The organism is Parasphingorhabdus sp. (genome assembly GCF_965233695.1).
Lineage (GTDB): Bacteria > Pseudomonadota > Alphaproteobacteria > Sphingomonadales > Sphingomonadaceae > Parasphingorhabdus.
The window spans coordinates 4,089,290-4,109,502 of the sequence record NZ_OZ247497.1; the positions used below are offsets into that span (position 1 = coordinate 4,089,290).

Sequence of the window (20,213 nt, forward strand, 5' to 3'; positions counted from 1 at the left end):
GGGATCGTCTGATGAGCCGAAACAATCACTCGGGTGGCTGACCAACCTGCAGGACTAGCCCGCTGCTTACCCATTTAACGCCTTCATAGGCGAAGGATTGCCGGACGTAGAGCGGCTTCGGTTTAATCGGATAATGACCTTTGATGACAAGAAAGCCGTCCTGATCAATCCGGGAATCGTCAATAATCGGTGCCATCTTGCTGATTTCAGCATAGTCTCCGGCAAATCTGTAATTTCGCTCATAGGCCTCGTTCAGCTGCTCGACATTGAATTGTCGGCGAAAAATCCCTGCGGAATTATCCCACAATTTCTGCATGCTCCGATCCGCGAGCGATTCCGCATAGACCGTGATCGTATCGCGAAACAGCGCCTGCTGTTTCCCAATTGGCGGAACTGCAGCCGAACCACTGGGGCTGTTTTTGAACCCAGCACTTTCCTTCTCAATCGCATTGATCCGCCATCCTGATTCCGAATCTATCAAGCGCAGTTTGATCGGAATCTTGCTTCCGCCTTCTGTTGTGATGGTGCCTTCCAATTCCGCGACACCGCCCGTCATCATCCGGCCACCCCAGGATGCGTCCTTGATCTTGTTCAAAGCATTGGCGGCTAGATAGGATTTCAGCTCATCTTCGCTGGTCCCCGCCTTGAAATCGTCAGACAGTAGAGCGTAAGCCGCGTCTATATCGTCATTCTGCACAGCGGCAAAAAATTCATCACCCGCCTTGGTGACGTCTCCGGTCAGCCAAAAAATTCCACCCACCAAAACGGAAATTCCGGCGACAATTCCGAGAACAACCTTCATCCAAGTTTTCATGATAATCCCCTCCAGCTTGCGACCCGAGTTGATTGTAGGAGCCATTGGCTCAGTGTCAGCAATCACTGGGCTGACATGGAAGGATAAATAAGGCAAACTGACCAAGTAGATAGGAAAAAAAAGACCAGTTTTGCAATGAACGTGATCACGCGCCTTTATCAGGACTCAGATCGTCGCGCCTTTATCGATCTCAATCTCGACTGGATTGAAGAGTCTTTTTCGGTTGAACAAAGCGATCGAGATCAATTGGAGCGGCCTGAGGAAACTATATTAAGCGTGGGCGGGCAGATTATCGTCGCTGAATTGAACGGTGAGGTTGTTGGAACCGGAGCGATTTTAACGCCACATCATCATCCGGCAGATGATCGCAAATGGCTAGAAATCGTAAAAATGTCGGCGCGGAAAAATATCCGGGGCAAGGGTATTGGTCGGGCCATTCTTGAAGCGTTGATTGAGCAGGCCAGAGAAATGCAGGCTGATGCCATTTGGCTAGAGACCAATAGCGATCTGACTGCCGCTATTGGTCTCTATGAAAAATGTGGTTTCGAGCATTTGACACAAGTGGAACTCTGGCCCACCCCTTATGCGCGCTGCAATGTGCAGATGGTGCTGCAACTGTAAGTCTATTTCAGTCGCTCAATCTTGCTCGCGGCTTCATCGATAATCGCTGCGACGTCGAGAATTTTCTCGGATCCCTTCTCTTCATCAGCAAGACGAATGCGGATTGCGCTTTTTATATTGCTCATAGCCCGGCGGATCGATGCACCATCGGAAGCCCGATCCATTTGCGCGATGCCTTCCAATCGAGCGAGAATATCAGCGACATGCTTCTCTTCTTCACCCAGCAACGCGGTTCCGGCGTCGGTGATCGAGTAGATTTTCTTACCGCCATCATCGACCTGCTCATCAATCAGATCCATCTCGGCCATAAGTGTCAGCGTAGGGTAAACAATCCCCGGACTTGGCGCATACTGACCGCCGGTAAGTTCTTCAATCTGCTGGATCAGGTCATAACCATGACGCGGCTCCTGAGAAATCAGATGAAGTAGTACCAGACGTAACTCCCCACGCTGAAAAACCCGCGCACGGCGCTTGGCTTTGGCTCCTTCAAAGGCGGCAGCGGCAAAAGCACGCGCAAATTTCTGTCCGTTCATAGCACCCCAACGTTTACCGCGCCGGGAACCAGGTCCGCAATCATTATAGTTTGAATATCGCATGATAGGTCCTTCTATTTATATCTAAGCTGTTTCTAAGATATATCTTTAGATGGAAGACGCAAGGGATGGCAATCAAAAAACTTACAAGACATTGAAATGAAAGGGGTGAATTTTTCCAGCTGGATCCTTCTGCTATTGCTTATCCCATATTGGCTAGTCGGCATCGGACCAGCCAGCTGCTACGAAACGAAGTGGAAGGATAGCGATATGGATTTGGGCATTTCGGGAAAAGTGGCTCTGGTAAATGGCGGCAGCGCCGGATTGGGGCGCGGTGCAGCGCTGGCGCTTGCTCGGGAAAAGACGGAACTTTTTGTGACTGCGCGAGGGGAAAAACGATTGCAACGAAGCTGCGAGCAAATGGCAAAAGAAACCGGTGCCACCATCACCCCGATCGTCGCAGATCATAGCAGTGACGAAGGACGGGAAAAAATTCTCTCCATCTGCCCCAACCCCGATATCCTGGTCGCAACCTGTTCGCCGCCGCCTTTCACGGGAGACTTCCGTACGGTTGATCGTGAAGATTGGGAAAAAGCGCTATCGCTTACGCTTCTTAGCCCGGTCGATTTCATTAAGGCGGTGATTGATGGAATGATCGAACGCAAATGGGGACGTATCGTCAATATCGCAACTGGCGCGGCCAAATATCCCGCAGCAATGCGCGTTCTTTCAGGTCCACCGCGATCCGCGCTGGTCAACTATAGTGTAGCGGTAGCAAAACAGGTCGCCAAACATGGCGTCACGATCAACACCATTCTTCCCGGCATGCATCATACCGACGGGATCAGGGATATGTTCGAAAGTCAGGCTGAAGCAAATGGCACCAGCTACGACGAAGAAGTCGCGCAATTCGTCAAACAGGTCCGCATCCCGGTCGGGCGTTTTGGTGATGCGGAAGATATGGGGGCGTTTGTGGCTCTATTTTGCAGCGAGATGGCCGGCTATGTAACGGGGCAAAGCCTGACCATCGACGGCGGTATGGGAAATTCAATTTTTTGATCCCGGTGTGAGCATTATGCTCACCTGTCTGGGTTGTGGTCGCTACGACTAGCGCTGCTAACCTATTCTTCCGGTTTCTTCGCCACACCCACAAATGCAGGCCGCAACAACCTGTCCTTGATCATATAGCCTGCCTGCATTTCCTGCACCACGGTTCCCGGCTCCTGCTCGTCCGTTGGCACTTCGACCATCGCCTGGTGCTGGTTAGGGTCTAGCGGCAAACCGACGGAAGCGACGCGCTTGATACCGTTTTTCTCGAACACTGTTTCCAGCTCACGGCCGGTCGCTTCGATACCGCCGATCAGACCTTTCCACTTTTCTTCATTCTTGATTTCAGTCGGAATGGCTGCAAGCGCACGCTGCAAGTTATCGGAAACACTCAACATGTCGCGGGCAAATCCAGTCGCGGCATAGGCTTTGGCATCCTGCGCATCTTTTTCAAGCCGGCGGCGGACATTCTGGGTTTCCGCCTGTGCATAAAGAACCTGCTGCTTGGCTTCCGCCAGTTCCTTTTCAAGGGCCGCGATACGCTCTTCCTGAGACGTTTCATCAGTGGCCTCATCTCTGCCTTCTTTCAATGCTTCGGGCACACCTTCCAGCTCTGCGGCGGCGGCTTCGTCCAGTTTCGCATCTTCATTTTCTTGTGGCTGTGTATCACTCATTATTTCGTCACTCATTTCAACAATCTGGACAGCGTTTGTGCTGTGAAATCTACCATGGGTACGACGCGGGCATAGTTCAAGCGGGTGGGGCCAATAACCCCGACCACGCCGACCACTTGTCCGTCGCCATCTTTATAGGGGGCCGCTATCACAGATGAACCGGAAAGGGAGAATAATTTATTCTCTGCACCAATAAATATTTTAGCAGCCTCTGCATCTCGGGCATTATCTAGAAGACGCGCAATTTCCTGTTTGCCCTCCAACTCGTCAAGCAATTGCCGAACACGGTCAAGATCCTCAAGCGCGCTGTCTTCAAGCAAATTCGCCTGTCCCCGCACAATCAGTATCGGTCGCTCTGCCGGATCCTGGGTCCAGGTCGCGAGGCCCCGCTGGACGAGATCTTCCGACGCCTTGTCAATCGCTGTGCGCCCTGCCTGAATATCACGATCGATTCGGGACAAGGCCTGTGCCAGTGTCATCCCGCCATATTGTGCTGTTAGGTAATTACCTGCCTCGACCAATGCGGATTCGGAAATCCCGATCGGAAGATCGAGAACACGATTTTCCACGTTTCCATCCTGTGACACGAGAATGGCGAGCCCTTGACCTTCCGACAGCTTCACAAAGCTGAACTGTTTGAGTTTTGGCTCCCGTTTGGGCACCATTACCAGGCCGGCGCATGACGAAAGACCTGACAAAATACTGGTGGTTGCGCGCAGGGCATCTTCTACCGGGCCGCGCTCGCTAATCTGGCTTTCGATCGCATCGCGTTCTTCCTTCGAGGGTTCGGCCGCCTGCATCATGCCATCAACAAATAGCCGCAGTCCCAGCTCAGTCGGCATCCGTCCGGCGCTGGTATGCGGCGCGGCGAGCAGTCCGAGTTCTTCCAAGTCCTGCATGACGTTGCGGATGGAGGCCGGCGAAAGTTCAAGACCCGGTGCCTTTGATATGGTTCGCGAGCCGACCGGGGTACCGGAATCGAGATAGGATTCCACCACCACGCGAAAAATATCGCGAGTCCGGTCGTTCATTTCGGTGATGGGTGTGGTGGTCATCAGGTTAAGATAGGGGATATGATCACGGCTTTCCAGCATCCATTGTTTAACATAAAGATCGTCAGTTGCACCCCCTTAGACAACCAGATAGGGACACCTCTCCAAAGCCACAGGAGAATCATACATGCGCCCATCAGGACGCGCGCTGGACGAGATGCGTGCTATTTCTATCGAGACTCAATTCACAAAACATGCAGAGGGGTCTTGCCTGATCAGCTTTGGTGATACGAAGGTCATCTGTACCGCGAGTATCGAAGAGCGCATTCCACCTTGGCTGCGCGGCAAGGGTGAAGGCTGGGTTACCGGCGAATATTCGATGCTACCCCGCGCTACCAATACCCGCAATTCTCGCGAAGCGGCACGCGGCAAACAATCTGGCAGGACGCAGGAAATTCAGCGCCTTATTGGCCGTTCCTTACGTGCAGTTGTCGATATGAAGAAACTCGGTGAGCGTCAGATTACTATCGATTGCGACGTTATACAGGCCGATGGCGGGACAAGGACCGCGTCGATTAGCGGCGCATGGGTTGCGCTGCGACTAGCGGTAAACGGCCTGCTCGATGAAAAATTGATCAGCGAAGACCCGATTGAACAGAAGATCGCGGCGATCAGCTGCGGCATTTACAACGGCAATCCCGTGCTCGACCTCGATTATGATGAGGACAGCAATGCTGGTGCCGATGCCAATTTCGTACTGACCGGCGACGGCAATATTGCTGAGGCGCAGGCAACGGCGGAAGGCGAAACATTTGATGACGAAGGCCTGATGCGGTTGATGCGGCTTGCGAAAATCGGCTGCGGTCAGATTTTTGAGGCGCAGGATAAGGCGGTTTCGTAAGCACGCCCATGACCGAACACCGCAAACTGCAACCCGGAAAGCTTGTCATCGCCAGCCACAATCAAGGCAAGGTAAAGGAAATCCGCGCCCTGCTGGCTCCATTTGGCATAGAACCGGTATCCGCTGGCGAACTGGGCCTTCCGGAACCGGAAGAAACCGGAACAACATTCGCGGAAAATGCTCTGCTGAAGGCGCGCGCCAGTGCGGAAGGTGCGGACTGCGTTGCGCTTGCCGACGATAGCGGATTATGCGTCGCGGCTCTGGATGAAGCGCCGGGTGTCTATACCGCTGATTGGGCAGAGGCCGACATTTACGAAGGCGGGCCCGGTCGCGACTGGTATATGGCGATGGGCAAGGTCGAGGGAAAATTGGCAGAGTTGGGTCCGGATATAGACCGAAGCGCCTATTTCATCTGTACTCTGGCGCTCGCATGGCCCGACGGACATACGGAAGTTTTCGAAGGTTCCGTGCAAGGACAGTTAGTTTGGCCACCCCGTGGAACCATGGGCTTTGGCTATGATCCTGTATTCCAACCCATTGGTTTTAAACAAACTTTTGCCGAATTGGATCCGCAGAAAAAGCACGATATGAGCCATCGCGCCGATGCGTTCGATAAGCTCGTCAAAGCCTGCCTCAACTGAGCTCGCCTGATGATCAGGGAACGGTTCGACCAATGAAATTGCCCGGCGGGCTATAGCGGCACACCAAAACATCGCGTTGGGCGTTACTGGCAAGACCGCACCCGATCTTGGTCGTTTCGCGCCAGATGATTTGCGTATAGTGGCCTACATCCTGCCATCGACCGGTAGTGCTAACATCGGGAAAAGTGCCAGCCACGAAAAATTGTTTTTCGTTGATCCAACCATCGACCATATTCTGAAAAGAAAACGCACCCGCTGTTCCCGCCCAAAGATTCTCGCCCTGATTGGGCCGTGAAGATCCTGGGCTATGTTCAAACCGGCCGTTGGCGATAAGTGTTTCCGCATAATCCTGCGCTGCTGCACTGAGCGCGGCATCCAATTCAACCGCTGGGACACCAACTTCGGCGCGCGCGGCATTGTGAGAGGCCAGCATGACCTGCAGCATCGTACTACCCGGTGGTGTGGGTGTGGGTGTGGGTGTGGGTGTGGGTGTCGGCGTAGGCGTAGGAGCCGGGGTCGGCGTTGGTGTGGGCGCCGGTGTGGGTGTCGGAGTGGGAGCCGGGGTCGGTGCAGGTGTCGGGCTAGGCGTCGGAGTACCGGGCAGCGTTACGTCTGGAGAACCGCTGCCTTCGCTGCCACAGCCAACCAATAATGCCAGCATTGCCGCTTGCACGAAATAACGTCCCTGCTTAGTGGTGCGCTGATGCTTCATATCCCGTCCTCTCCCATTTCAACGCAGCAGACGGACCTTGAAGAGCTTGCCCTCTATATCCACTGGCCGTTCTGTATCGCCAAATGTCCCTATTGCGACTTTAACAGCCATGTCCGTGATCAAGTAGATCATGACGCATGGCAGACCGCGCTCCTTTTCGATCTCAGACATGAATATAAAGTTAATCCAAAACCCCGGATTAGCTCGATTTTTTTTGGCGGTGGCACCCCGTCGCTGATGCGCCCTCAGCTCGTCGCTAAGCTGATTGCAGAGGCCGACAAGCTGTGGGGATTGATGGACAGTTGCGAGATCACATTGGAGGCCAATCCGTCGTCAGTGGAAGCCAGTAAGTTTGCAGATATTGCATCTGCTGGTGTCAATAGAGTTTCCTTGGGATTACAGTCGCTTGATGATCAAACACTAGAGTTTTTAGGCCGTGCCCATGATGTTGCGGAAGGCCTTGCGGCGCTCGCAACCGCGCAGCAAAATTTCGACCGTGTAAGCTTCGACCTGATTTATGCACGCCCTGGCCAAAGTCTGGATGATTGGCGATCGGAACTCGAACAAGCGCTGGATTTTGGCACCGACCATCTCTCTCTCTATCAGCTCACCATCGAACCCGGCACCCGCTTTGAAACGCTCGTGCGAACCGGAAAGCTTGTTCCGGCCGACGATGACCATTGCGCGGATTTGTTCGATCTGACGCAGGACTTGACCAAGGCAGCGGGCCTTCCATCTTATGAGATCAGCAATCATGCCCGCACCGGACAGGAGGGTCGCCATAACCTCACTTACTGGCGTTATGGCGATTATATCGGCATCGGTCCCGGCGCGCACGGACGGCGGCTGAACACGGCAACGGAGCGGCACAAAAAGCCAGAGAATTTTCTGTCGGCGGTTGAGCGCAATGGCAATGGGTTGAAAGTGGAACAGGCGCTATCTCCGGATGTGCAGGCCACAGAAGCTCTGATGATGGGGCTGCGGCTGGGCGAAGGCGTTGATTTGGACGCGTTGGCCGAAAAAACCGGATTGGCGATTGTTGATATGGTCGATCAGGCGGAGATTCAAAAACTTTCCGTTTTAGGACTTGTAGACCGCGATGGTGTCCGACTTACGGTCCAACCGAAAGGCATGCCGCTGCTTGACGCCATTCTGCCGAAATTAATATCGGACGTGCTCCGCACTTGATGCGGAGCCTAGGGTAGATGAGCGTGACAGCCACACTGGGCTCCGCATCAAGTGCGGAGCACAACATCGGATATTTGGACTTTATCCGCTAGCGCTGCTAGATTCTGCCAATGGATAGCGCCAACGCCCTCATTCAAGATTTTTCCCGCCATTTGCGCGAAGGGCGGCGGCGTTCGCAGCACACGGTCCGCGCCTATGTGACTACGGCAGAACGGTTCTGTGCCTTTCTGATGGACCATATCGGCGGCACGGTTGGCTCGCAGGATCTCAAGGCGCTGAAGCAAGCCGATATCCGATCCTATCTTGCCTTTCGACGGGGCGATAGCCTGTCCAACAACAGCGCCGCGCGGGAATTGTCGGCGATCCGGGCGTTCCTGAAATTCGTAGGCGGCGACGACAACCAGATACCGAAGATCAAGGGCCCCAAGGTTACGCGCGGCGTTCCGCGTCCTGCCTCGCCCGATGATATCATGGCGATGGCCGAGGATATTGCCGAAAGCGCTAACGAAGATTGGATCGGTGCCCGCGACTGGGCGGTCTTGCTTTTACTCTATGGTTCAGGCCTGCGGATCAGCGAGGCGCTCGATCTGACCGGCGATGCCCTGCCCTTGTCCGACACGCTGCGCGTGACCGGCAAGCGCGGCAAGACGCGGATCGTGCCGCTGCTTCCCCAGGTCCGCGAAGCGATAGAGCATTATATCGATCTGTGTCCGCATGCCATGACGGCGGAACAAACCATCTTCCGCGGCAAACGCGGCGGCCCCCTATCGCCCAATCTGATCCGCCGCGTGGTCCAACAAGCCCGCGGAAAGCTGGGCCTGTCAGACAAGACCACACCCCATGCCCTGCGCCACAGCTTTGCCACCCATTTGCTTGCCGGCGGCGCTGATCTGCGCAGCCTGCAGGAATTACTCGGTCATGCGAGTTTGAGCAGCACGCAGGTTTATACGGCGGTCGATGCGGCGCATTTGCTCGATGTGTATCAGAATGCGCATCCTCGGGCTGGTTGAGTCTTTCCCTCAGGGAGAGGCAAGTGAAGCTAACAAATTCGTTTGTTAGCGAAACTCGGCAAGGGCTGGAACTTCAGGACGAGCACCATGGCAAAGAAATCCCTGACACCCATTGCCCGCACACTCAGAACACAGCGCACTGATGCCGAAATCTTGCTCTGGTCCAAATTACGATCACGCCAACTGGAAAACGCCAAATTCAGGCAACAGGCACCCATTGGAAATGCCGTCGCCGATTTTCTCTGCCACGAGATCAAATTGATCATCGAGCTGGATGGCAGCCAACATGGCGAAAACCCGGGCGATGCAGAAAGATCAAGAATTTTAGAGGCCTCTGGCTTTTCCGTGCTCAGATACTGGAACAACGAGATTTTCGAAAATCTCGACGGCGTGCTGGAAGATATCCGGCAAGCCATAAGAAGTGCCCGCAACCAATAATCCTCTCCCATAGGGAGAGGCAACGGAGACTTGGTCCAAACGGACCTAGTCGCAGTCGGTGAGGGGTTCGAACCTCTCAATCGCAAGAACCCCTCACCGAGTTGCGCTAGTGAACAAGTTCACAAGCTACACTTGCCTCTCCCTATGGGAGAGGGTTTTGGAGGAGGAGATCATCCGCTGATGAAACAAATCGTTCACTTCCTCCAAAAGGCAATACAACTCTCGAACCTCCTCAGCAGATATTTCCACCTTAGGCTCTACCACTTGCCAACCGCCCCTCAATCGCATCCCAGATCATGCCCGACGTATCCGTGCCATTAAACTTATCAATCGCAACAATTCCCGTCGGCGAGGTCACGTTAATCTCGGTCAGCCATTTGCCGCCGATCACGTCGATACCGACAAACAATAGCCCCAGTCGTTTCAGATCCGGTCCCATTGCCGCGCAAATCTCTTTTTCGCGGTCGGTTAGTCCAGCCGCCTCTGCATAGCCACCTTGCGCCAGGTTGGAGCGGAACTCGCCTTTGCCGGGCTTGCGGTTGATCGCACCGGCCACTTCGCCGTCGACGAGAACGATCCGTTTGTCGCCATCCTGAACCTCGGGAAGGAAGGGCTGAATCATATGCGGCTCTGGCCAAGTCTGATTAAACACTTCGATCAAGGCGCTCAGATTGCTGCCATCTTCCGGAACCAGAAAAATCGCCTTACCGCCATTGCCGTGCAGTGGCTTGACGACAATGCCGCCATGCTCCTCCTGAAAGGCGCGGATTTCTTCGATGTTTCGCGTGACCAAGGTTGGCGGCATATATTTCGCATAGTCCAGCACATAGACTTTTTCAGGCGCGTTACGTACCGATACCGGATTGTTGACCACCAGAGTCTCACCCTCTAGCCGTTCGAGCAAATGGGTCGCGGTGATATAGCCGACATCAAAGGGCGGGTCCTGCCGCATCAGCACGACATCAATGTCGCTGCCCAGATCCAGGCGCACTTGTTCGCCAAATGCGTAATGATCCCCTTCCACCTGTTGCACCTTTACCGGATGCGCGAGCGTAGTCAGGCGACCGGCCAGATAGGTCAGATCTTTGACATTATAATGATAGAGCTTGTGCCCGCGCTTTTGCGCCGCGATCATCAGCGCGAAGCTGCTGTCCCCTTCGATATTGACGGTTTCCATGGGATCCATTTGCATGGCAATTTTCAGGGTCATGTAAGCCTCTTTTTTAGTGTGTGCTCCTGCGCAGGCAGGAGCCTATCTCCGACGATTGCAAAGCCGATAGAGCGGGAGATGGATTCCTGCCTTCGCAGGAATACAGCCTCATGGAAAGGCCCCAACTCCTCAAAACCCGTGCCAGACATTGGTTAAATGGGTCGGCAGGCGGCGCGGTGCAACCAAAATTACATCAATCCGCGCATCTTCGCCATTCTTGCAATATTCCGGATAGAGAATTTCAGTCGCAGCAGCGACGCGTTTCAGCCGGTGATGATCGATGGCGGTTTCCAGATCTTCTATTTTCGTGCGCGCTTTCACTTCGACAAAGGCGACCAGTCCGGCGCGCTTGGCAATGACATCAACCTCGCCGCGCGGCGTACGCACACGCTGCGCCAATATCCGCCAACCATGCAATCGCAGCCATCCCGCAGCGATACTCTCTGCGCGCCGTCCCGCTTGTTCGGCCCGCTCCCTCTTCGCAGCGGGATATTTCATGGCTGTTCTTCCGCCTTCCACCGGTTGGTCAGTTCATAAAGCTGCTTGCGGTCCACCCCAAAAGCGCGCGCCACCTCGCCTGCCGCTTTGGATGCCGGAAGCCGCTCCAATGCTTCGCGCAACGCGTCTTCGATATCAGACTCACTGGCAGCTTCGTCTGCCAGCGGCGGTCCGATGACGACGACAATCTCGCCTTTGGGTTTTTCATCGGCATAGCGCTCGGCCAGTTTCGCCAATCCGCCCGTCACGGTCTCTTCAAACTTCTTGGTAATCTCGCGGATAACAGCCGCCGGACGATCACCCAGAATATCACGTGCATCTGTCAGCATGCTGCCGAGCCGCGAGCCATTTTCGTAAAAGACCAGTGTCGCCTTGATCGGCGCCAATTCTTTCAGAACTTCGCTCCGCGCCTTTGTTTTGCTGGGCAAAAAACCTTCGAACAAAAACCGGTCACTGGGCAATCCGGACAGGGTCAGCGCGGCGATGGCGGCGCTGGGACCGGGGATAGTGGTGACATATGCGCCTGCTGCCTGCGCGTCCCGAACCAGCTTGTAACCGGGGTCGGAGATAAGCGGCGTGCCGGCATCGCTGACAAGTGCGACAATTTTACATCCTATGGCGGTCAAAATTTCCTCACGCTCGGCGGCACCCTTGTGGTCATTATAGACCATCATTTTCTTCTTTTTACCGATATAATTTAATAATTTACCAGTGACTCTTGAATCTTCGACTAAAATAATATCGGCGGTAGCGAGAATTTCTTCTGCGCGGCGCGACAAATCTCCGAGGTTGCCGATTGGCGTGGCGACGATATACAGGCCATGTTCAACGGGAGCAGACATAATGAACGCCATGACAGATAATTTGCATGTAGGACAGGATGAAAAAACATCCGAGCAAACCACCGCCCAAACCGGACGCCGCAGCCTGCTGAAATATGCCGGCCTGGCGTCGATCATCTTTCTGGCCGGTTGTGAGACTGTGGTCCCGCGCGGCGCGGAACGTCCAACCACGCCAACACCAACCCCTCCCCCGGTCACCAGCGAGTTACCGACGGATCAAAAGCACCATCGTATTGCCCTGCTCGTCCCGTTATCGGGTAAAAATGCCGGAGTCGGACAATCGCTTGCCAATGCTACGACGATGGCTCTGCTCGATACCAAAGCGCAAAATATCCGCATGACCAATTATGACACTGCAAAAGGTGCTACGGTGGCAGCGCGCCAAGCCATTGCTGATGGCAATAAGCTGGTGATTGGCCCGTTGCTGAGCGATAATGTCGTCGCGGTAGCCAATATCACACGGCCAGCAGGTGTTCCCATACTCAGCTTTTCCAATGATGCTGGTGTCGCTGGCGACAATGTGTTTCTGCTCGGTCATATTCCGTCCCAATCGATTAACCGCGTGGTCAGCTATGCCAAATCAAAAGGCATGAATCGGTTCGCCGCGTTGGTCCCCAATGGCGTCTACGGCCAGCGCGCCTCCTCCAGCCTGCTGCGTTCCGTGAAAGATGTCGGCGGCACGGTGGTATCGATCCAGAATTTCAATCGCGATTCCAAATCGGTTGAAGCAGCCACCAAGAAGCTTTCTCAAAATGGCGATTTTGATGCTGTGCTCATCGCCGACAACGGCAGCATGGCCATCAGGGCAGCACCCTATATTCGCCAGAATGCAAGTGGCAGCGCCAAAATCCTTGGCACCGATCTGTGGAATACCAGCAGCAATCTCGCCGGTGCTCCATCGATGCGCGGTGCCTGGTTCGCGAGTGTTTCGGATGGACTTTACCGGCAATATGCCGACAAATATCGCAGCCGCTATGGCCGTGCGCCCTTCCGGCTATCCAGCCTCGGCTATGACTCGGTCTTGCTAACCGTTAAGGTCGCGCAAAACTGGCAAGTCGGAACCGCCTTTCCGATCAGCCAGCTGACGGATTCCGGAGGGTTTATCGGCCTGGACGGTGTCTTCCGCTTCCGCCGCAACGGCATTTCCGAACGCGCCCTGGAAGTGCAGGAAATCCGCAATGGCAGCTTTAGCGTTGTCGATCCGGCACCCAAGGGGTTTTAGCCCCACCCGATCATCATCTGTCAGGCTGAACCCGGTTGCATTTTTGTCAAGTTGACAAAGTGTACACAGTTCCTTTGGGCATTCGGCTCCAGTATCAGTGGATGTAAATAAGCGCGCTTTTTCGCCGTCATATGCGTGCGCATAGAATTTGTTAAATCTGAGAAAGAGCCGTGACCAATACTATCACAGCTCCTCCTTTGTAGGACAGGCTTTGCTGCGCGATCAACCGATCTGCTGGCCGGTATCTTTCCAGTCGGCCAGAAAGCCTTCAATGCCTTTGTCGGTCAGCACATGTTTAAACAGACCACGAATCACATTCGGTGGCATGGTGCCCACATCAGCACCGATCCGCGCCGATTCCAGCACATGAATCGGGTGGCGGATGGAGGCGACCAGGATTTCTGTATCAAAGGCGTAATTGTCGTAAATCAGCCGTATATCGTCAATCAGCTTCATCCCATCGAATCCGTTGTCGTCATGACGCCCAACGAAAGGAGAGATAAAGCTCGCGCCCGCTTTGGCTGCCAACAGCGCCTGATTCGTGGAAAAACACAGCGTCACATTGACCATCGTGCCATCGCTGGTCAGCGCTTTGCAGGTTTTCAGGCCATCAATCGTCAGCGGCACCTTGATGCAGACATTGTCGGCGATCTTACGCAGCACCTCAGCCTCTTTCATCATGGTTTCATGATCCAGCGCAACCACCTCGGCAGAAACCGGACCATCGGTCAGACCGCAAATCTCCCTGGTTACTTCCATGATATCACGGCCCGATTTCTTGATCAGCGACGGGTTGGTGGTCACGCCATCCACCATGCCGGTCGCGGCGAGGTCGGCAATTTCAGCGGTATCGGCGGTATCAACAAAGAATTTCATGTCGTCTGGCTCCTGGTACGGGTACGAAAACTGCGTTGGCATGACGCCTAACGCCTTTCACCACCGGGTGAAATATCGGTTTGAGAAAAGCTGTGCAAAAAACTGTGGATAGCTTGGGGGCTTTTCATCCCCCAGCGATCAACTGAGCCCAAAGGCAGCTATCAGCACCGGGTCATTAGTGGCCTGTGGATTGGCTCTGATCTTCGCTTCCTGCGCCCCGATGGATCTGTAGATCGCATCGCTTACCTTGGCGGTCACATCCTGACTGATATCTGCAAAGTTGATATCACTGACCTGTCCCAAAACCAGATTGATGATCTCGTTGTCGAACAGGTTCAGTCCCTGGCTGACCCCCGGCAATATCTGGGTTGCCAAAGACGTACCAAGCTGGCTCTGTAGCAAATCTGTCGCGGCGCGGTCGCCGCCTCTGATGATGGCCGCGGCATCGGCGATGCTCATACCGCGGATGGTATCGGCAATTACAGGAGCGGCTAGCTCTGCCCCTTTTTCGGCGGCACGATTGACTTGCTTCAGCAACCGTTTCTGGATCGGCCTGGATCGCAGCATTGCCGTGGCAATATTGGTGACCCGTGTTCCGCCGAGCCGGTCTGGAACCGATATGCGGGCAACCTGGCTGTCAAAAAAGCCATTGGGCTGCATCAATTCGGCAAAGGCATTTTGCGATGACAGGGTCAAGAGACGCTTGACCGCTTCCGTCAGGCTCAGGGCCGGAAGGCTAGAACAACCCGGCAAGGCCAGCATCGCAGCCGCGCCGCCTGCGGCCAGAAAATTGCGGCGATTGATATTTTCCATGGTCTACTCCCCTAATCCCTCCGCAATTGCATAGCAGTTGGTGACGCAATCCCAAAGCATGCTTATACGGGCCGGATGAATCGCGTTCATGAACCTGCCAAAGACCGGGCCCGAGTGCTGTTGCTTAACGCCGCACTGGGACCGCTTGATTACCGCATACCCGAAGGCATGGACGCGCGTCCGGGTTCTATCGTGATGGCACCGCTAGGCCCGCGCAAATTACCGGGCGTGGTTTGGGAGGCGGAGAGCTTTCCGGTAGACGAGATCGATGCAAAGAAACTGCGCCCCTTGCTGGAATTGCGCGACGTACCGCCGCTTTCCGCACCGCTGAGGCGATTGATTGAATGGACCGCGCGTTACTATTTTGCTGCGCCGGCATCGGTTTTGCGGATGGTCCTTTCCAGCGGAGCGGCCTTTGCCGACAATCGCCCGATTATCGAATATCGACTGAACGGCAATGTTCCGGACCGGATGACCCCGCAGCGGGAACAGGCACTAGAAAAGCTAGTCGATGTGCAAGGCACGATCAGCGAACTGGCGTTCAAGGCTGACGTATCGGTTGCGGTCATAAGAGGGCTTGAGAAAACAGGCGCGCTGGATCGCCATGAGGTATCGGCCTTTGCCGAAATTAAACAGCCTGATCCGGACTTTGCCAAGGTCGATCTCAGCGATGATCAAAGCCGGGTGAGCGATACCCTGGTCAGCGCCGTGAGGGATGCGGCGTTCCAGCCCTATTTGCTCGACGGCGTTACCGGCTCTGGCAAGACGGAGGTCTATTTTGAAGCGGTGGCCGAGGCCCTGCGCCAGGATAAGCAGACTTTGGTACTGCTCCCCGAAATTGCGCTCACCGAACCGTTTCTCGACCGTTTCAAGGCGCGCTTTGGCGCTGAACCAGTGGCGTGGCATAGCGGGCTTAAACAATCCGATCGCAAGAAAAACTGGCGGGCTTTGGCCGATGGCGATGCCAAAGTTGTCGTCGGCGCGCGATCCGCGCTCTTCCTGCCTTATAAACATCTTGGCCTGATCATCGTCGACGAGGCCCATGAAGTCAGTTTCAAACAGGAAGATGGCGTCCGCTATCATGCCCGTGATGTTGCGGTGATGCGCGGGCTGCACGAGAAAATTCCCGTGGTACTGGCCTCCGCAACGCCGGCGATCGAAAGCCGTCATCAGGTCGAGCAGGGCAATTACGAGCTGCTGGAACTGCCTGCCCGCTTTGGTGCGGCGACATTGCCCGAGATCGAAGCACTGGACCTGACCAAGGATATCCCGGCGCGCGGGTCTTGGCTTGCCCCAACCTTGATCAACGCGCTGGAGGAAAATCTCGACAAAGGCGAACAATCACTGCTGTTCCTCAACCGGCGCGGCTTTGCGCCGCTGACGCTCTGCCGGACCTGTGGCCACCGAATCAACTGCCCCAATTGCACCGCATGGATGGTGGAACACCGACTGACCAAGCGCCTCGCGTGCCACCATTGCGGTCATGTCATGCCGCAACCCGAAAAATGCCCGGAATGTGGCGACGAGGACTCACTGGTCGCCTGTGGTCCGGGTGTGGAGCGCATTTGCGACGAGGTCAAAATGCTATTCCCGCAGGCGCGGACTGCCATTGTAACGTCCGACACCATCTGGTCACCCGCCAAGGCAGGGGAATTTGTGGCCCAAATGGAGGCGGGTGCAATTGATATTGTGGTTGGCACGCAGTTGGTGACCAAGGGCTATCATTTCCCCAATCTGACACTGGTCGGCGTCGTCGACGCGGATATTGGTCTCGAAGGCGGTGACCTGCGCGCGGCCGAACGCAGTTTCCAACAGATCGCGCAAGTTGCCGGCCGCGCCGGTCGCGCCGAGAAACCCGGCCATGTCTATGTCCAGACGCGCATGCCCGGTGCAGCCGTGATTCAGGCGCTGATAAAAGGCGACCGGGATGGATTTTATGCTGCCGAAACCGATTCCCGACGGGCTGCCGCAGCACCGCCTTTTTCAAGACTTGCAGCAATCATTATTTCCTCCGAGGACAACGCAGAAGCAATGGAAACTGCGCGGCTGATCGGTCAGACAGCACCAAAGGCAGAGGGCTTTGCCGTCTATGGCCCTGCCCCTGCCCCGCTCGCCATGTTACGCGGTCGTCACCGCCATCGTTTGCTGATCCACGCACATCGGTCGGTCGAATTACAGGATATCCTGCGCGAATGGCTGGAAAAGCTCGAATGGCCGCGTGCGGTCCGGGTCGGTGTGGACGTTGATCCCTATAGCTTTGTTTGATTTCGCAGAAAATGCACATGGCTCGTGCTCTGCACTTGATGCAGAGCCTAGGGTGATGGTAGCGCTGCTTCTACTCTGGGCTCTGCATCAAGTGCGGAGCACGAAACACTAAAGGCCATTCTATGAACCGCTTCTTTGTTATTGTTGCTGCAATTGCGGCGATCCTGTCTGCAGCACCGGCTCATGCTGATCCCGCCGATATCGCGGCAGCCAGCCGATCGGTAGTCCGCGTTGTGCTGGCCGCCACAGACGGTGACAAGGTTGCGTTTGTTGGCCATGGCAGCGGGTTTGCGGTTGCGCCTGACAAGATTATCACAAACGCCCATGTGGTTGAAATTGCCCGACAGGAAAAATCCGTCGTCATCGGAATCGTGCCATCTCAGGGCGGCACCAGCTATGGCGGAAAAGTCATTGCTTATTCGCCTGGCAATGATCTGGCGCTCATTCAATTGCAGGATGGCGGCCGCCTGCCTTCGATGACAGTTTTTAGTGGACCCGTGGCCGATGGCGCGGATGTCGTTGCAATCGGCTATCCCGGTTCTGTCGATCGCGCGCAGGGTTTGAACCTTGATGATCTTATCAATCCGATGTCGCCGGTTAAAACGCGCGGCTCGGTCTCCGGCGGACGGACGACCAAACAATTTGACACGATCCTCCATACAGCTCCAATTGCCAGCGGAAATAGCGGTGGGCCGCTGATCGATAATTGCGGGCGCATATTGGGGGCGAACAGCTTTGGTTCCCTGTCGGACGGCAATGATGCCGAATTTGGCTTTGCTGTGTCCAGCCGTGAAATTCTCTCTTTTCTGCGGAAAGCTGGTGTAAAAGCGGGAATGACCGCCACGCCTTGCCGATCCGTTGCGGATCTCAGCCGACAGGAACAAAGGCGAGAAGCAGCCGCAAGAGCGCGCATAGAAGCGGCGCAAAAAGCCGAAGAAGCCAAGCGCCAGCAGGCGGAAGCCAAGCTGCGCACCACAATTTCCCAGGAGATCACAACCGAGCGTGAAAATCAGATGGCGATCGCTGCCCTGATGTTGGTGCTATCGCTGTTCGTTTCGGGCGGGGCAGCCTATTTGATGCTTCAGGACAAGCGCACACCCGCTATCGGGACGGCTGGCGGCGCGGCGTTGCTGCTGGTTGGCGCGATATTGGTATTTCTGTCTCGACCCGCCTTTACCGAAATCGATGATCGCGTGGCAGCGGCGCTCAAGGAAAAATTGCCAGACGAAAATGGCACGAATGGGGGCAGCACGCTTGCGACAGCAGGACAATATCAATGCCGCCTCAATCCAGAACGCAGCCGGATCACGGTATCGCAAGTGGATACGCTGGATCTGGAATGGGCCGAAGGTGGCTGTGTTAACGGGCGCACGCAATATGGCCGCGATGGCGACAAATGGTCGCGCATTTTCGTGCCGAATGAGGAACAGACGGTCACGATCAGCAGCTTTGATCCTGCGAGTGCTGAATTCATCACCGAACGCTATTTGCTTGACCTCAGCGCGATGACCAAGGCCCGTGAAATTCGCAAGCAATATGGCAATCGCGCCTGCACCAGCGACGAAAAAGCGCTTTCCGATATTGCCGAGATGGTGAAAGCCATCAGAACCGAACTGCCAATACAGACCAACGAGCGGCTGGTCTATGAGTGTGAGAAAGCCTCACAATGATCGCTGGCACATTATGATCACAGACAAGCAGCGCCAGTCGGCCATGCGCTTCGTCCTGCTGACGGTGTTCATATACTCTGTCGGCTTTGGCATCATAATGCCTGTACTGCCCGAGCTAATTCAAGAGCTGGAAGGCGTTAGCCTGTCCGAGGCGACTTTGCTTGGTGGCTTCATCAGCGCCTCTTATGCCCTGTTCCAGTTCCTCATGGGACCGCTGGTCGGCAATCTGGGGGATCGCTTTGGCCGCCGACCCGTATTTTTGGTTTCGCTACTCGCCTTCGGCATTGATTTTGCGCTGATGGGCTTTGCAACATCGATAGTCTGGCTGTTCATCGGCAGGTCCATTGCTGGAGGATTGGGCGCCATTTTCGGCCCTGCCAATGCCGCCATGGCCGACATGTCGAGCGACGAAGACCGCGCCAAAAGCTTCGGCCTGGTCGGTGCCGCCTTTGGTATCGGATTCATCGTCGGCCCGGCATTGGGTGGTTTCTTGGGCGATTTTGGTACGCGTATTCCGTTTTTTGTCGCCGGCGGATTGGCCTTTCTCAATTTCCTCTATGGCTGGTTTGCTTTTCCCGAAACCATGGCGCCGGAGGAGAAACGCAGTTTTGAATGGAAACGCGCCAATCCGCTGGGCGCGCTGCTCAATCTTGGCAAATTGCCGAACCTGCTGGGCGTCGCAATGATCTATTTTCTCTGGATGCTCAGCAGCTCTATCTATCCCGCAAGCTGGTCCTTTTTCGCGCCCGCGCAATATGGCTGGGACAGCAAGATGGTGGGTCTGTCGCTAACCTGTGTCGGCCTGTCCATGGCACTGGTGCAGGCCTTTTTGATCGGCCGCTTTGTCGAGAAAATAGGCGAGCGGAAAACTGCTATATTCGGAATATTCGTCGCCGTTGTTATTTTCGCCTTCTACGTGCTGGTTGATGTCGGCTGGGTCGCCATATCGCTATGTTTGGTTGTTGGACTGCAAGGCATGGCCATGCCTAGCATCAACGCGATGATGTCCCGGCGGACGCCGAGCAATATGCAGGGGGAATTGCAGGGCTTCAACGGCAGTATGGCCGCCTTGGCCGCGCTGATCGCACCGCTGCTTTACAATGGCTCGCTGTCCTATTTCACCAGCGATGCAGCGCCGTTTCGTTTTGTCGGCGCGCCGTTCGTCATCGCCGCAATTGTCGGGCTGATTCCGCTCATCTTGCTCATGATCATCAAACCCGCCCCTGACTATAAGGGGTAAGCTTTA

At 55.2% G+C, this 20,213-nt stretch carries 21 protein-coding genes; 11 read left to right on the forward strand and 10 right to left on the reverse strand.

Annotated features, from left to right (window positions below):
* Positions 1-25: 25 nt before the first annotated feature.
* On the reverse strand, positions 26-814 hold the full coding sequence (locus tag ACO6S1_RS19705) for a hypothetical protein (RefSeq protein WP_422344224.1): 789 nt from the start codon (positions 812-814) through the stop codon (positions 26-28).
* Positions 815-949: 135 nt separating this feature from the next.
* On the opposite strand from ACO6S1_RS19705, the gene ACO6S1_RS19710 reads away from it, so the two are divergent.
* Positions 950-1,435 (forward strand): GNAT family N-acetyltransferase, encoded by a 486-nt coding sequence (locus ACO6S1_RS19710; RefSeq protein ID WP_422344225.1) that lies wholly within the window; start codon positions 950-952, stop codon positions 1,433-1,435.
* A 2-nt stretch (positions 1,436-1,437) separates the two neighbouring features.
* Here the strand turns inward: ACO6S1_RS19710 and ACO6S1_RS19715 are convergent, their stop codons facing one another.
* Complete coding sequence (locus ACO6S1_RS19715; RefSeq protein ID WP_422344226.1) at positions 1,438-2,031, reverse strand: PadR family transcriptional regulator; 594 nt, start codon at positions 2,029-2,031, stop codon at positions 1,438-1,440.
* 207 nt (positions 2,032-2,238) lie between these two features.
* On the opposite strand from ACO6S1_RS19715, the gene ACO6S1_RS19720 reads away from it, so the two are divergent.
* The gene (locus tag ACO6S1_RS19720) at positions 2,239-3,027 is read left to right on the forward strand and encodes an SDR family oxidoreductase (protein ID WP_422344227.1); all 789 of its coding nucleotides are present in this window, start codon (positions 2,239-2,241) and stop codon (positions 3,025-3,027) included.
* Between the two features lie 62 nt (positions 3,028-3,089).
* Here ACO6S1_RS19720 and grpE read toward each other — a convergent pair whose 3' ends face one another.
* Both grpE and hrcA read right to left on the reverse strand, forming a co-directional pair.
* The gene (gene grpE, locus ACO6S1_RS19725; protein WP_422344228.1) at positions 3,090-3,704 is read right to left on the reverse strand and encodes a nucleotide exchange factor GrpE; all 615 of its coding nucleotides are present in this window, start codon (positions 3,702-3,704) and stop codon (positions 3,090-3,092) included.
* A complete protein-coding gene (hrcA, locus tag ACO6S1_RS19730; protein WP_422346250.1) occupies positions 3,701-4,744 on the reverse strand; it encodes a heat-inducible transcriptional repressor HrcA in 1,044 nt (347 codons plus the stop codon). The genes grpE and hrcA overlap by 4 nt, the downstream gene beginning before the upstream one ends.
* Before the next feature lie 124 nt (positions 4,745-4,868).
* Between hrcA and rph the strand changes: the two genes are divergently transcribed.
* The gene (rph, locus tag ACO6S1_RS19735; RefSeq protein WP_422344229.1) at positions 4,869-5,582 is read left to right on the forward strand and encodes a ribonuclease PH; all 714 of its coding nucleotides are present in this window, start codon (positions 4,869-4,871) and stop codon (positions 5,580-5,582) included.
* 8 nt (positions 5,583-5,590) lie between these two features.
* A complete protein-coding gene (rdgB, locus tag ACO6S1_RS19740) occupies positions 5,591-6,223 on the forward strand; it encodes an RdgB/HAM1 family non-canonical purine NTP pyrophosphatase (RefSeq protein ID WP_422344230.1) in 633 nt (210 codons plus the stop codon).
* A 13-nt stretch (positions 6,224-6,236) separates the two neighbouring features.
* Here the strand turns inward: rdgB and ACO6S1_RS19745 are convergent, their stop codons facing one another.
* Positions 6,237-6,935, reverse strand: a complete 699-nt coding sequence (locus ACO6S1_RS19745) for a CAP domain-containing protein (RefSeq protein WP_422344231.1) — start codon at positions 6,933-6,935, stop codon at positions 6,237-6,239.
* Between ACO6S1_RS19745 and hemW the strand changes: the two genes are divergently transcribed.
* The 3 genes from hemW to ACO6S1_RS19760 all read left to right on the forward strand — a co-directional run bounded on the left by hemW (position 6,927) and on the right by ACO6S1_RS19760 (position 9,571).
* Positions 6,927-8,123, forward strand: a complete 1,197-nt coding sequence (gene hemW, locus ACO6S1_RS19750; protein ID WP_422344232.1) for a radical SAM family heme chaperone HemW — start codon at positions 6,927-6,929, stop codon at positions 8,121-8,123. The two genes, ACO6S1_RS19745 and hemW, sit on opposite strands and share 9 nt — an antisense overlap.
* Before the next feature lie 110 nt (positions 8,124-8,233).
* Positions 8,234-9,133 (forward strand): tyrosine recombinase XerC, encoded by a 900-nt coding sequence (locus ACO6S1_RS19755; RefSeq protein WP_422344233.1) that lies wholly within the window; start codon positions 8,234-8,236, stop codon positions 9,131-9,133.
* Positions 9,134-9,220: 87 nt separating this feature from the next.
* Entirely contained in the window at positions 9,221-9,571 is a 351-nt protein-coding gene (locus ACO6S1_RS19760) for an endonuclease domain-containing protein (protein ID WP_422344234.1), read from the forward strand.
* A 250-nt stretch (positions 9,572-9,821) separates the two neighbouring features.
* On the opposite strand, the gene gshB is transcribed toward ACO6S1_RS19760, so the two are convergent.
* From gshB to rsmI, 3 genes are all read right to left on the reverse strand, one after another.
* Positions 9,822-10,781: a glutathione synthase gene (gshB, locus tag ACO6S1_RS19765; RefSeq protein WP_422344235.1), complete on the reverse strand. Its 960-nt coding sequence runs from the start codon at positions 10,779-10,781 to the stop codon at positions 9,822-9,824.
* Positions 10,782-10,910: 129 nt separating this feature from the next.
* Positions 10,911-11,279, reverse strand: coding sequence for a YraN family protein (locus ACO6S1_RS19770; RefSeq protein WP_422344236.1), 369 nt, complete (start codon positions 11,277-11,279; stop codon positions 10,911-10,913).
* Complete coding sequence (rsmI, locus tag ACO6S1_RS19775) at positions 11,276-12,121, reverse strand: 16S rRNA (cytidine(1402)-2'-O)-methyltransferase (protein WP_422344237.1); 846 nt, start codon at positions 12,119-12,121, stop codon at positions 11,276-11,278. Before rsmI ends, ACO6S1_RS19770 begins: the two co-directional genes overlap by 4 nt.
* A gap of 1 nt (position 12,122) precedes the next feature.
* On the opposite strand from rsmI, the gene ACO6S1_RS19780 reads away from it, so the two are divergent.
* Entirely contained in the window at positions 12,123-13,343 is a 1,221-nt protein-coding gene (locus ACO6S1_RS19780) for a penicillin-binding protein activator (protein ID WP_422344238.1), read from the forward strand.
* A 222-nt stretch (positions 13,344-13,565) separates the two neighbouring features.
* Here the strand turns inward: ACO6S1_RS19780 and fsa are convergent, their stop codons facing one another.
* Positions 13,566-14,219 carry a fructose-6-phosphate aldolase gene (fsa, locus tag ACO6S1_RS19785; RefSeq protein ID WP_422344239.1) on the reverse strand — a complete coding sequence of 218 codons (654 nt, stop codon included), beginning with the start codon at positions 14,217-14,219 and terminating at the stop codon, positions 13,566-13,568.
* Between the two features lie 138 nt (positions 14,220-14,357).
* Positions 14,358-15,032: a DUF4197 domain-containing protein gene (locus ACO6S1_RS19790; protein ID WP_422344240.1), complete on the reverse strand. Its 675-nt coding sequence runs from the start codon at positions 15,030-15,032 to the stop codon at positions 14,358-14,360.
* Between the two features lie 75 nt (positions 15,033-15,107).
* On the opposite strand from ACO6S1_RS19790, the gene ACO6S1_RS19795 reads away from it, so the two are divergent.
* The 3 genes from ACO6S1_RS19795 (at position 15,108) to ACO6S1_RS19805 (ending at position 20,207) form a co-directional block, all read left to right on the forward strand.
* Positions 15,108-17,297, forward strand: a complete 2,190-nt coding sequence (locus ACO6S1_RS19795) for a primosomal protein N' (protein WP_422344241.1) — start codon at positions 15,108-15,110, stop codon at positions 17,295-17,297.
* Between the two features lie 122 nt (positions 17,298-17,419).
* Positions 17,420-18,967, forward strand: a complete 1,548-nt coding sequence (locus ACO6S1_RS19800; RefSeq protein WP_422344242.1) for a S1C family serine protease — start codon at positions 17,420-17,422, stop codon at positions 18,965-18,967.
* A complete protein-coding gene (locus ACO6S1_RS19805) occupies positions 18,942-20,207 on the forward strand; it encodes a TCR/Tet family MFS transporter (protein ID WP_422344243.1) in 1,266 nt (421 codons plus the stop codon). Before ACO6S1_RS19800 ends, ACO6S1_RS19805 begins: the two co-directional genes overlap by 26 nt.
* Positions 20,208-20,213: the final 6 nt, after the last annotated feature.